Annotated in this window: 10 protein-coding genes and 1 tRNA gene; 7 read left to right on the top strand and 4 right to left on the bottom strand. The window is 68.4% G+C overall.

Going from position 1 to position 12,798, the window contains the following annotated elements; translation table 11 throughout:
- Positions 1-76: 76 nt before the first annotated feature.
- Positions 77-562 (bottom strand): response regulator, encoded by a 486-nt coding sequence (locus ACIQK6_RS15580; protein WP_402694959.1) that lies wholly within the window; start codon positions 560-562, stop codon positions 77-79.
- Positions 563-668: 106 nt separating this feature from the next.
- On the opposite strand from ACIQK6_RS15580, the gene ACIQK6_RS15575 reads away from it, so the two are divergent.
- The 5 genes from ACIQK6_RS15575 (at position 669) to ACIQK6_RS15555 (ending at position 7,738) form a co-directional block, all read left to right on the top strand.
- Positions 669-740, top strand: a tRNA-Arg gene (locus ACIQK6_RS15575).
- Between the two features lie 113 nt (positions 741-853).
- Positions 854-4,414: a DEAD/DEAH box helicase family protein gene (locus ACIQK6_RS15570; protein WP_402694958.1), complete on the top strand. Its 3,561-nt coding sequence runs from the start codon at positions 854-856 to the stop codon at positions 4,412-4,414.
- 125 nt (positions 4,415-4,539) lie between these two features.
- Positions 4,540-5,940 (top strand): restriction endonuclease subunit S, encoded by a 1,401-nt coding sequence (locus ACIQK6_RS15565; RefSeq protein WP_402695026.1) that lies wholly within the window; start codon positions 4,540-4,542, stop codon positions 5,938-5,940.
- Positions 5,941-5,947: 7 nt separating this feature from the next.
- A complete protein-coding gene (locus tag ACIQK6_RS15560; protein ID WP_402695025.1) occupies positions 5,948-7,012 on the top strand; it encodes a class I SAM-dependent DNA methyltransferase in 1,065 nt (354 codons plus the stop codon).
- Positions 7,013-7,087: 75 nt separating this feature from the next.
- Positions 7,088-7,738 carry a hypothetical protein gene (locus tag ACIQK6_RS15555; protein WP_266497695.1) on the top strand — a complete coding sequence of 217 codons (651 nt, stop codon included), beginning with the start codon at positions 7,088-7,090 and terminating at the stop codon, positions 7,736-7,738.
- Positions 7,739-7,792: 54 nt separating this feature from the next.
- Here ACIQK6_RS15555 and ACIQK6_RS15550 read toward each other — a convergent pair whose 3' ends face one another.
- Positions 7,793-8,386, bottom strand: a complete 594-nt coding sequence (locus ACIQK6_RS15550) for a Uma2 family endonuclease (protein WP_402694957.1) — start codon at positions 8,384-8,386, stop codon at positions 7,793-7,795.
- 81 nt (positions 8,387-8,467) lie between these two features.
- On the bottom strand, positions 8,468-9,082 hold the full coding sequence (locus tag ACIQK6_RS15545; protein ID WP_402694956.1) for an ATP-binding protein: 615 nt from the start codon (positions 9,080-9,082) through the stop codon (positions 8,468-8,470).
- Between the two features lie 171 nt (positions 9,083-9,253).
- Here ACIQK6_RS15545 and ACIQK6_RS15540 point away from each other — a divergent pair, with 171 nt between their 5' ends.
- Both ACIQK6_RS15540 and ACIQK6_RS15535 read left to right on the top strand, forming a co-directional pair.
- Complete coding sequence (locus ACIQK6_RS15540; RefSeq protein WP_329099020.1) at positions 9,254-10,126, top strand: helix-turn-helix transcriptional regulator; 873 nt, start codon at positions 9,254-9,256, stop codon at positions 10,124-10,126.
- On the top strand, positions 10,123-10,326 hold the full coding sequence (locus ACIQK6_RS15535; protein WP_329099021.1) for a DUF397 domain-containing protein: 204 nt from the start codon (positions 10,123-10,125) through the stop codon (positions 10,324-10,326). Before ACIQK6_RS15540 ends, ACIQK6_RS15535 begins: the two co-directional genes overlap by 4 nt.
- 88 nt (positions 10,327-10,414) lie before the next feature.
- Here ACIQK6_RS15535 and ACIQK6_RS15530 read toward each other — a convergent pair whose 3' ends face one another.
- Entirely contained in the window at positions 10,415-12,688 is a 2,274-nt protein-coding gene (locus tag ACIQK6_RS15530; RefSeq protein WP_402694955.1) for a hypothetical protein, read from the bottom strand.
- Between the last annotated feature and the right edge of the window lie 110 nt (positions 12,689-12,798).

The raw sequence follows: 12,798 nt of genomic DNA, 5'->3' as shown, positions 1-12,798 counted from the left end.
GACGCACCGTCATGGGTCGAAGGGTTTCGCCATGTGAACAGCGCCCTGGACGAGCGGGCCCGGCAAACGGGCCGCCCTACTGGAGGGGACCGCCCCTCCCCCTCCCGGCGGGCGCCCCTTCCCACCCGTCGTGCCGGTCCTTGCTCTCGATCAGCCGGCGCACGACCCGTACCAGCTCGGTGGGCTCGAACGGCTTCGCGAGGAAGGCGTCCACCCCGGCCGCGATCCCGGCCTCCACCTCTTGCTGCGTGCAGGCGCTGACGATGGCGACGGGGACGTCCCTGGTCCGCGGATCGGCCCGCAGCTGCGCGGCAGCCCCGAACCCGTCCAGCCGCGGCATGACCACATCAAGGGTGATCGCATCGGGACACACCTGATGCACGACGTCCAGACACTCGGCACCATCGTTCGCGGTCACGACCTCGAAGCCCTCCAGCTCGAGATTGACCTTGATCAGCTGCCGGATGACCTTGTTGTCGTCGACAACAAGCACCCGACCCGAGACGCCTGGCACAACTCGAGAGTAGGTCCGCGGGGGCCCCCGCGTCCGGGTTTTCGCCACTTCCACCCCCTGCGGGCGAACCACTCCCTCCTCCCCCGTAAAGCAGTTCCTGATCACCCCACGGAAGCTGGTAGTGTTCAACCCGTCGCCGCAACACCAACGACGCGCCCCCGTAGCTCAGGGGATAGAGCAACGGCCTCCGGAGCCGTGTGCGCAGGTTCGAATCCTGCCGGGGGCACTTCGCAGGAAGTGCCAAAGAGACCCTCCAAACAGTGTCATTACTGTTCGGAGGGTCTTCTTGTGTTTCGCACCATGGACACCCGCAGACCAGCATTCGGGGGGACCGACACCGTGGACGACAGACTCCGCGACTTCGCGAAGGGCTCACCGAACTTCGGGGTCCTCTACCAGCATCAGCCGCTGCTCTCTCTTTACGGCGCTTCGGCGGAAGCCACGGTTTTCACTCACCCGAACTCGTCCCTGGTCCAGGCCGGCCAGTTCGGTGAGGTCCTCGCCGAGGAGCTGATCACCCGCATCGGTATGCGGATCGAGGGCGACCGGCAGGTCGACCGGCTGACCGCGCTGACGCGTGCCGGGGTACTCGTCCCCGAGATCCGTGACGATTTCGACCGGCTGCGCCGCGACCGGAACAAGGCCGCGCACAGCCACCTGTTCGACACGGCACGGGCCCTGGCCGCCGTACGCGTCTGCTACAAGCTCGGCCTCTGGTTCCACGACGCCATCGAGGGCCGGCGGACGGTCGCGGAGTTCGTACCGCCCACGGACCCCGGTGACACCGCGCAGGTCACCGACCCGGCCGAGCTGGCCGAGCTGCGGGAGGCCCTCGACGGCCACCGACAGGCGCTCACCCAGGCCCGGACCAGGCTCGCCGAGTCAAGCGACGCCCTCGAAGCCGAGCGCAAGGCACGGGCCGAGGCCGAGCACCTCATCGCCAGCGCCGACGCGAACAAGAGCAAGCTGCTGGCCCGCGTCGAGCAGCTGACCTCGCAGATCGACGAACTGCGCACCACCCAGCAGGCGAAGTACGAGGCAGCCCGTCAGCAGCCCCGGCAGGTGGACGCCAAGCGCCGCGAGGCGATCATCCACCGTGCGCAGCGGCCGGCCCCGCTCAACGAGGTACAGGCCCGCGACGCCATCGACGGGATGCTGCGCGCGTCCGGCTGGGTCGTGCAGGACCGCGACCAGGTCAACCCGGAGGCGGGTCAGGGTGTGGCGGTCCGCGAGTTCACCCTCGCGACCGGCCGCGCGGACTACGTCCTGTACGTCGACGGGCACATCGTCGGCGTGGTCGAGGCCAAGCGCGAGGGCGACCACCTGTCCAGCGCCGTCGAGCAGAACGACCGTTACGCGTCCGGAGTCCTGAAGGAGCACCGCCTCGCGGTCTGGCGCGAGGCGGAGCCCTTCGCGTTCCGGTACGCGACCACCGGCACCGAGACGTACTTCATCAACCGCCTCGACCCCGACGCCCGCTCCCGCGAGGTCTTCTCGTTCCACCGGCCCGAGACGGTGGCCGCGTGGATGCGGCGCGCGGAGGAGAACCGGGAGGCCCTCACGTTCCGCGCGGCTCTGCGCCAACTGCCCGTACTGGAGGCCAACGGCCTGCGCCTCGCCCAGATCGACGCGATCACCGGTCTGGAGAAGTCCCTGGGCGAGGACCGCGCGCGGGCGCTGATCCAGATGGCGACCGGCGCCGGCAAGACCTTCACGGCCGTGGCGCAGACGTACCGGCTGCTCAAGCACGCCAAGGCCCGGCGGATCCTGTTCCTCGTGGACCGCAACAACCTGGGGCGGCAGGCCTACGACGAGTTCCGGAAGTTCACGACGCCCGACGACGGCCGCAAGCTCTCCGACATCTACAACGTCGACCGCCTGGCCGCCGCCGGACTCCAGGACACCTCGTCGGTCACCATCTGCACGATCCAGAAGATGTACTCGCTGCTGCGCGGGGAAACCCTCGCCGAGGACGAGCAAGCGGACGAGGCCGCGGACAGCGAGGCGTACGAGGACACGTACGCCACCGACCTGCCGATCGACGTCTCCTACAACCCCGATGTGCCGATCGAGTCCTTCGACCTGATCATCGTGGACGAGTGCCACCGGTCGATCTACGGGCTGTGGCGGGGGGTCCTGGAGTACTTCGACGCGCATCTGGTCGGCCTGACCGCCACGCCCACGCTCCAGACCCTCGGCTTCTTCGGCCGCAACCTGGTCTCCGAGTACACCTACCCGCAGGCGGTGGCGGACGGGGTGAACGTCGACTTCGACGTCGTACGGATGCGGACCGACCTGCGGGAGAACGGCGGCGCGAAGATCGAGTCGGGTACGACGGTCCGGATCAAGGACCGCAAGACCCGGCGGCAGCGCTACCAGGAGCTGGACGACGACTTCACGTACACGACCGGGCAGATCGGCCGGTCGGTGGTCACGGTGGACGAGATCCGTGCGGTCCTGACGGCGTACCGGGACAACTGGCAGCGCTGGTTCCCCGGGCGTAGCGAACTCCCCAAGACCCTGATCTTCGCGGTCGGCGAGGACCATGCCGAGGACGTCCTGGCCCAGGTCAAGGAGATCTTCGGGCGTGGAGACGATTTCGCGAAGAAGATCACGTACAAGAGCCGCCAGGCCGGCGAGGACCCGGACGAGCTGATCCGCGCGCTGCGGAACTCGCCCCGGATGCGGGTCGCCGTGACCGTCGACATGATCGCTACGGGCACGGACGTAAAGGCCCTGGAGTGCGTCATCTTCCTGCGCGAGGTGCGCAGCGCGGTGCTCTTCGAGCAGATGAAGGGGCGCGGCGCCCGGACCATCGACGCGACGGAGCTCCAGGAGGTCACGCCGGACGCGGACGCGTCGGTGCGCAAGGACCGCTTCGTGCTCGTGGACGCGGTGGGCGTGACGGACTCGCCGCTGGTGGACGCCCGGCCGCTGGTTCCGGCGGGTGAGCGCCAGGTGTCGCTGGCCAAGCTGCTCGACAAGGCCGGTACGAAGTCGATCAGCGCGAACGAGGCCGAGATCCTGGCGGGACGTCTGGCTCGCCTCAACCAGCAGCTGACGACGGAGGAACGCGAGCAGCTGACGCGGGCGGCGGGCGGACAGACGCTGTCCGAGATCGCGGGAGCGATCGTCAAGGCGGTGGACCCGGACCGGCAGGAACGCGCGCTGGACGAGGGCGGCCAGGCGGCGGCCAGGCGGCTGATCGAGAACGCGATCGCCCCGCTGACGGAGCGGCCGGAGCTGCGTCGGCACATCATCGAGATCCGGCGGGACAAGGACTACGTCTTCGACGAGTTCACGCCCGTCGCGGTGACGGATCTGAACGAGATCCCGCGCGAGGAGCGGGCGAAGGAGCAGGTCGACCGATGGAGCCGGCTCCTGAAGGAGGAGCGCGACCGCATCGCGGCGGTCAGCATCGCCCTGACGAGCCCGCGATCGGTCTCCCCGGCGGAGACGTACGCGGCGCTCCAGGAGCTGGCGCTGGAGATCCGCCGTCCGCACTTCGGGTGGACGCCGAAGGCTCTCTGGACGTACTACGAGGACCTGGGTGTGGCAGCCCACTCTCCCGGCCGCGAGGCGGACGTGCCGGATCTGATCTCCCTGATCCGGTACGAGCTGGGCGTGGACGAGGAGCTGCGGCCGTACCGTGAGACGGTGGAGGAGCGCTTCGAGGCGTGGCTGCTGAAGCAGAGCCAGGCCGGGGCGGACTTCTCGCAGGAGCAGCTGTGGTGGCTGCGGTCCATACGGGACGTGGTGGCGAGTGACGTCGGCATCAGCACCAAGGAGTTCAACGCGGAGCCCTTCAAGGGTAAGGGCGGGGGCCGCGGTTTCCAGCACGCGTTCCCGGGGCGGGATGTGCGGTCTCTGTTGAGTGAGTTGAATCGAGAATTGGCTTGAGTGACGTGAAACTTCCGGCAGGGTGGGCTAAGGCTACGCTCGGGGAGCTCGGAGTCGAGGCCCAGCCAGGCTTTGCCAGCGGAAAGCACAATCGTGATGGCCTAGGCGTTCTGCACCTGCGGCCAATGAATGTGACCCGCCAAGGGACACTGGACCTAGCGGACGCGCGCCATGTCGACGATGAGTCAGAGCGTCGAGTAAAGGAGGGCGATGTCCTATTCAACAATACAAACAGCCCCGCCCTCGTCGGAAAAACTGCTGTAGTTGCGGGTCTTCAGCCACTTGCATACTCGAACCACATGACCCGCTTGCGCCCCCCACATGGCATCTCACCTAAGTTCTTGGCCATTCAGCTTCACTGGCTTTGGATGAGTGGATACTTCCAGAGGGTTCTTAACAATCATGTGAACCAAGCCAGCGTGGCGACGAAGAAGCTACTTGAAACACCCGTTGCGTTCCCGTCGACGGCGGAGCAGCACCGTATCGTCGAGACCCTCGAAGACCACCTGTCCCGCCTCGACGTCGGCATCGCTGAACTGAATAAGACTCGGGCAAAGGCCAAGCGGCTCTCATCGGTTCTGTACGGACGCGCGGTATCTGGCGGTTTCAGTCGCTCGGTACACGCCGCCGAGGCCGTAGACGAAGGCGCTGTTCGCAAGGCGAGCAGCAGCATGGCCATCCGCCGTTGGAAGCCTGTCCAGCCCGTACCGATCCCCGACTACACCCTTCCAAAGAACTGGACGATCGTTAGCCTGGGAAACCTGTCGCACTCATCCGGATACGGCACATCGACCAAGTGCGACTACGAGGCATCTGGCTATCCGGTCCTGCGTATCCCAAATGTGCAGCAGGGATCACTGGATCTCTCGGACATGAAGTACGCGCTCGATCCTGCTCTTGATTTGACCAAGTTCGCCATCGATCCCGGGGACCTGCTTTTTGTTCGTACGAACGGCAGCCGAAACCTGATCGGCAGGGTGGGCGTCGTAGAGGAATCACTTCCCTACGCCTTTGCATCCTACCTGATTAGGTTCCGACTCACGCCCGGTATCGTGGAACCACGCTGGGTTCAACTGGTCACGCAGAGCCCGCTATGGCGGCAGGCAATCGAGCGATACGCGGCATCCTCGGCTGGTCAATATAACCTGAGCGCGGAAACTCTCTCCCAGCTTCCAGTGCCAGTACCTCCCCTCGAGGTTCAGCGAGAAACCCTTGAAGCTGTGGACGCATCCGTTACAAAGGCCATGCGACTATCCGCCGCAACCAACATCGCCCAGAGACGCGCGGACCACCTGCGGCGTGCACTGCTACAGCGCGCCTTCACCGGCCAGCTCGTCTCGCAGGACCCCGTCGACGAGCCCGCCTCCGTGCTGCTCGACCGGATCCGGGCCGAGCGCGAAGCGCAGGGCGGCAAGGCCAAACGGGGCACCCGTCGGCCCCGTAAGGCGGCCGAAGCCGCGCCGCCCCCGGCCCCCGCCTCAACCCCCTCCCCCGCCACCGCCGTTCAGCAGGAGCTTCCGCTGTGACCCCCGCATCCCCCGCCCTGGCGCACGCACAAACCAACACCCTGGTCGCGAAGCTCTGGAACTACTGCAACGTCCTGCGGGACAACGGCCCGGCTTCCTCATCGCCGCGCACGCCTACATCCGCAAGCACCACATGCAGAACCTCTCCCGCGAGGAGCGGCTCGCGCTCGGGGACGGCAAGATCTGGGGCAACGAGCTGGTCACCGGCACCGCCCGCCTCGCCGCCATGAACATGCTGCTCCACGGCATCGGCGACGCCGACGGTAAATCCCTCATCACCGAGGGGGACGCGCTCGCCGAACAGCCCAAGCAGCATGCTTCCCTCGTCCTCGCCAACCCGCCCTTCGGCAAGAAGTCCGCGATCACCATCGTCGGCACCGACGGCAAGGCCGACAAGCAGGACATCTCCTACGACCGCGATGACTTCCGCGCCACCACCACCAACAAGCAGCTGAACTTCCTCCAGCACATCATGTCGCTGATGGAGATGAACGGCCGCGCGGCAGTCGTCCTCCCCGACAACGTGCTCTTCGAAGGCGGTGCCGGCGAGAAGATCCGGCGTCGCCTGCTCGAAGACTTCGACCTCCACACGATCCTTCGTCTGCCCACCGGCATCTTCTACGCGGGCGGCGTCAAGGCCAACGTCCTGTTCTTCGAGAAGAAGCCGCCCCGCAGCGGAGGCGCGCACAACACCTCCAAGCTATGGGTGTACGACTTCCGCACCGCCAAGCACTTCACCCTCAAACAGCATCCGCTGACCCGCGCGGCTCTGGAGGAGTTCGTCGAGGCCTACCTGCCGGGCAAGGACCGAAGTGAGCGCGTCGAGACCGAGCGCTTCAAGTGCTTCGACTACGACGAACTCATCGCCCGCGACAAGGTAAACCTCGACATCACCTGGATGAAGGACCCGGCCCTCGACGACGCCGACAGCCTGCTGCCGCCCGAGGTGATCGCGCAGGAGATCGTCGAGGACTTGCAGGCCGCACTCAGCGAGTTCGCCGCGATCGCGGAGGCTCTCGGTGGCGAGATCTCGGCCGATACTGACGAGATCCAGCCAGGCGAAGGCGCATGACCCGCAACTGAGTTGACCCGTCCCCGTCTCGCCGGAAGTCTTGATCTCGATCAATCAGCGAGACGGGGGCATCCCATGGCAGTTCCGCAGCCACAGACGCGCGAGTTCCAGGCGTTCAAGACCAACATCGAGTACGCCCGGAAGATGGTCCTCGCCGGCCAGAGCCTGGCCGCCTTCCAGTCCCCTGTCTTCGACATCGGCGACTTCTACCGTGCCGCGTGGGTGCAGGCGGTCAGCGCCATCGACCACTGGTTCCACGAGGAGCTGTACCGCCGGGTGGCCGACCTCGCCGCCGCGGACAGTCCTGGCATGCCGTACCAGCTGACGAAGTTCGAGCTGCCGCTGGAGAAGGTCGAGGAGGTCCGGCGGGGCACCACCACACTCGCCGACGCCGTGTCCGAGCACGTCAAGGCGAAGTGGGCCAACGCCTCCCTTCAGAACCCGCGCAAGATCAGCGAGGCGCTGAAGCTGGTCACGGAGGAGAACATCTGGGGCAAGGCCGCAGTTCAGCTCAACGAGTGGAACCACGGCCGCACGGGGATGACCGACCAGACCCTCAAGAAGCAGTACATCTCGATCACCGACCGTCGCAACAAGATCGCCCATGACGCGGACCTGCTGGACGGCGACCTCAAGCGGCGCCGCCCCATCTCCGACGCCGACGTGACGGACGCGATCGACTGGATCGAGCGGATCGCTCTCGCGATCGCCAAGGTTCTCGGCTGACTTCTGGGATGGGTGAGAGCGCTGTGGACTACTGTCCGTGGCGCCCTCGGCGTCTCAAGAGCCGGGCGGCGTCCCGTACAGGGGAAGGCCCGAAGTGGGCAGGTCACCGCCGAGGTCGTCGGGCAGCGGGACCGGTTCGCCGTACTTTCCGTGGACGACGCCCTTGTACTCGGATTCTCCCGGACGGGTGAACAGGGACCACGTGCCCGTGCGCGGGTCGATCTGCAACAGGCGGGCGACACGTGCCGCCGCGTACCACGCGGTCTTCTCGTTGATCCCCCTCAGCCGCTCGCTGGGCGAGATGACCTCTACCGCAAGGGCGATCGCGTCCGCCTCCAGGAGCCAGCCGTCGTCCTCCTTGAAGGCGCGGGGACCGATGGTCAGGTCCGGGGTCGCGTAGTCGTCCGGATCGTCGGGCATCGGGACGGACACGTTCTCGTACGCCTCGTACGCGGCCGCGAGGCTCGGACGGATGGCGTCGCGCAGGTCGATGACGGTCCCGGCGTGCTTGCCGCTCGGGCTCGGGGACATCATGAGCGTGCCCCCGATGATCTCCACGCGCATGCCGGTGGCCTGCTCGATCTGCTCGGCGGCGTCGCGCAGGTGTCCGCGGCGAACGGGGATGGGGTGGTGGGCCGGGTCCGACACGGTGTCGCCTCCTTGCCTGCGGGGAGTGGGTGCGGGGCCTGGGTGTACATCGCACTCGGCACTCGTACGGCGCGATTCACCTTACGGCAGCCCTCGTACGGCCAGCGGTTCCGCTGCGGGCAGGTGGAGGGGCGGACCTTCGTCCAGGGCGAGGACGACCGTCAGGCCGCCGGTGGCGTGGCGGGCCGTCCGCACGGTACGGACCGCGCGCCATGCGCCCCAGACGCGGACCTGTTGGCCGGGGCTGACCGTGACCGCCGCGACCTCCCTCGTTGACGGGGTGGGGACGAGGTCCGGGGCCTTCAGCTCCGACCAGACCGTCTTGCCGAGGCCGCCCGCACGGGTGCTGACGCCCCAACGGTGGCTAAGCGCGTCCACGAGCCGTAGCCCTCGGCCGCGTTCGTCGTCCGCACCGGGCTCCCTGAGTTCCGGCCGGCCGGATCCGGCGTCGCTCACCTCCAGGCGCAGCAGCCCGTCCGTCGAGGAGTGTGCGATCCGTACGCCGACTTGGCGGTCGCTGGGTGCGGGTGCGCGGAGGGCGTTGGTCACGAGCTCGGAGAGGACGAGTTCGGCGGTGTGGAGGAGGTCGTCCCCCGCGCCCCAGTCCCCGAGTAGGGCGCGCAGTGCCGCGCGGGCCCTTGCCGCGCTGCGGGGTCGGCGTGAGAGCCGGAATGAGACGTCGATCAGTGCGGCCATGGCAGCTCCAGAGGGTCGGAACCCCCGGACAAGCGGGGGCTCAGTTACCGACACCAGGAGAGTGTCCGCAGAACAGGTAACGGCGCAACGTTGAATGGATTGCTGGCTCTTAATTCACCCATACGGGCATTCGCGAGTCCGCAAGCCTCCGGCTCTGATAGGGAGTTACCTATGCCAAACGTGATGCCCTCCACGGTCCTGGGTCGCCAACTCGGCGATGAACTACGCCGGTCCCGAGAAGCCGCAGGCCTCACCACTGCGGCTGCTGCCGAGGTGCTGGACTGCACAAAGGGAAAGATCAGCCGCATCGAAAACGGCCATGTCCCGGTCCGCACACCTGATCTCATCGCGCTCATGGAGGCATACGGGGTGATGGACACGGAGTCGCGGGAGCGCCTGACTTCCCTTGCCTTGAGGGCGAACAGACGACGGCGTGAAGGGTGGTGGCATGAGTACGCCTCCGTTCTCAGTGACGCGTACCGCGACCAGATCGAGATGGAGTCGATCTGCGACAGCATCCGCACTTACCAAGTGCAGATGGTGCCCGGACTCCTCCAGACTCCGGAGTACGGGCGGGCCGTAACAGTGGCATCACGCGCCTGGCATACGGCTGAGGAGATCGACCGGTTCGTCCAGGTACGACTTGCCAGGCAGGAACGGTTGACGAGTGCGGAACCCATGGAGTTCTGGGCAGTACTCGCTGAAGGAGTGCTGCGCCAACAAGTCGGCGGGCCGGACATCATGCACGCACAGTTGAAACACCTACTGACCATGGCCGAGCGACCCAACATCACCGTTCAGGTGCTGCCGTTCACACGCGGCGCCCACTCGGGCATGTTCGGCCCGTACGTGCTGCTCAGCTTCCCGCAACTGGCGTCGCTCGACCTCGTACTCACCGAGGCCCCCACTGGCAACATCTGGATGGAGCGAGAGCAGGAAGTCGCCTGCTACCGAGGGCTCTTCGATGACGCGCGCATGGCAGCATTGCCGCCTACGGAGTCACTCGCGCTGATCCAGCGTGTTGCCAAGGAGCACAGAGCATGAGCAACGAGGTCCGCTCGACGACCGGCCACAAGACCGCGATATGGCGCACGAGCAGCTACAGCGGAGGCCAAGGCGACTGCGTCGAGGTCGCCGACAACGTCCCCGGAATCGTCCCCGTCCGCGACAGCAAGCGGCCCGCCGGGCCTGTGATCGGGTTCGGGGCCGGCGCCTGGCAGGCGTTCGTCACGCAGGTGGGCTGACCGGGGCGACCCGGGGGCAGGAGCCGGGCGACCACGTCGCCGGCGCGGGACGGGCTCCGCGCGGCCCCCGGCCCGGCGTTCACGTCGGTCAGCGCCGCTTGCGTTTCCCGCCCGCGCGCTTGGCGGGCTTCTTCCTGCCCGGGGAGCGGGCCGTACCGCTGGTCTGGAAGGCCCGCCAGGCTCGGCGGGCCTGTTCGGCGGTGGCGCGGTCGGGGTGGTGTGCGAGCTGCTCCGCCAGGAAGGCGGACGTGTACGGGTCCGCCGCCGTGAGGGCGGTGAGCAGGGCCGGGGCGCCGCCCGGCCAGGCTGCCGCGGCCTTGTCGAAGGCGGCGTGGACCTCGGCGAACAGTTCGGGCTCCTCCTCATTCGGAGAAGCCGTCATGCGGTGGTCGAGGGATGCGGCGCTCCGTACGGCTTCGAGCGCGTCGAGCAGGTACACCGCGCGGGCCGACAGCGGAACGGCTGAGGGGTCGGGCGCCTGGCCGCGTGCGTGCAGGGTGTGCTCGGCCCAGCCGCCCAGGGCCGGGTCGGCCAGCAGTGCGTACAGGGCCTTGTCGGGTACGGCCGTCGCGTCGAAAGTGGCGAGCAGCGCTCGCCGCCTGGCGGGCTCGTCCTCGGGGCAGGCGGCGGAGATCGCCGCGAACAGAGGGGTCCATCCGTCGGTGCGCTGCGCGGCCAGCCAGTCGCCGACGGCCGGGCGGGCGGCCCGCTTCGGCCACCACTGGGCTGCCGCGACGAGCCGTTCCGCGTCCCAGGCGAGCATCTGCTGCCGCGTGGGGAAGACATCGGCGGCTTCGCCTCCGAGGCCCAGGAGGAGGGCGTCGCGGAGCAGGGCGGAGCCGAGTGGGGTGAGGCTGAGTGCGTCTCCGGTCCGTTCGGTGACACTCAGAGCGGCCAGGCGGTCCATCAGGCGCACGAGGCGGGCAGCGGACGGGATCAGATCCGTACGGTCGGACGCGGTGAGTGCCGGGAGTCCCAGGACCGCGGACAGGGCCTGGGGGTCGGGCAGTTCGTAGTCTCCGGTGGCCGGGACGGACGCGTCGGGGTCGCTCTCATGGCCCGGCGGCACGGACCACATGTCGTTCAGGGCGGCCATGCGGGCCACGGACTGCGCCATCCCCGCCTGCTCGCACAGGAGGTAGAGGGTGATCAGGTGCTCACCGTCGTACTCCTCGGCGGTCTCCTCCTCCTCGGCCGACTGCGCCAGTAGGGCACCGAGCAGGTTCAGGGCCAGTCCCGTCAGCTCGGCGGGGCCACCCTCACGCCAGGCCTCGGCCGATGGCCCCGCGCTCAGCGCGCCGCTCTGCTCCCGCACCAGGAAGCCGCTCGCCAGCGCCAGTTCGCACGTTCGCTCGTCCGCGCCCCGCGGGTCGGCGGCGGCTCGCGCCAGGAGCTGGGGCAGCGGGGCGGAACGCAGCAGCGCGGCCTGTTCCTCCAGGGAGGCCGGCAACGGGGCCGGTGGCAGCGGCGCGAAGGCGTCGCCGTACATCTCCAGGTGCTGACCGGCCATGGCTTCGACGAGGGCGAGGAGAGGGGTGGGCGCGCTGCCGCCGCCCGGCGCCAGGTGCGCGAAGGGTCCGCGCAGCAGGGCGTCGAGCCCGGCTGCCGTCCAGCGATCCGTGAGCACCGCTGCCTGCGCCCCGTACCAGTCGTCTCTCTCGTCGTCCGGCTTGCCTACCGGGGCATCGGCGACCAGCAGGCCCTCGCCGGGGCGGGGCCGCACCTGCTCGGCCAGCGCCACGGCCTCCAGCCGTGCGGCGAGCAGCGGACGGGCCTGCCGGGAGCGTTCCGCGCACAGCGCCTCCGCGTATGCCGCTTCGGCGAGCGGTCCGTTCGGAGAGGAGGAGGCGGAGGAGGCGAAGCCGAGCGTGGCGTTCCGCCCGGCGTGCGGGCGGGCGGCGAACGCCTCCAGCCAGTCGCGCACAGCCCGGGGATCGGTGGCGTCCACGCCCGCGGCGCGCAGCAGGTTTCCGTACAGCCGCGGCCAGGTGAGGCGGCGGGGGCTCGTCATCGCCTGGGTGAAGCCCTCGGCCAGCTCGTGCACCCGGGTCACGAGCTTCGCCTGCCGCTTGGCGTTGAGGCGGCCGGCCTCGTGGGTGTGGTCGACCAGCGCGACCAGCGCGGCCACGAAGCCCGGCAGCTCTTCCTCGGTGGCACTGACGTACAGCGGGAGCAGGATGTGCAGCAGTTCCTCGGCCAGCTCCTCGGTGGGCTCGGGCAGGCCGGTCCGGCGGCGTGCCTCGCCCAGCGCGAGCAGACCGAGGACGGCCTCGGCCGCCCGCGCGTCCAGCGGAGCGCCTCGCTCTTCGGCTCGGGCGAGGAACGAGTCCAGATCAAGGAGAAGTGGCGTGGCGGTGTTCATCCCGGCAGCCTAGCGACGCGGCACGGCCGCCCGTCCCCATCGGCGAAATCCGGGACGGCGAACGGGACGGCGACGCGCGAAAGCACATGTACGCCATCGATGCCATGCTC

It is taken from the genome of Streptomyces sp. NPDC091682 (assembly GCF_044756625.1).
Taxonomy (GTDB): domain Bacteria; phylum Actinomycetota; class Actinomycetes; order Streptomycetales; family Streptomycetaceae; genus Streptomyces.
Note: the sequence above shows the minus strand (reverse complement) of the source record. Positions and strands in the feature narration are given on the sequence as shown.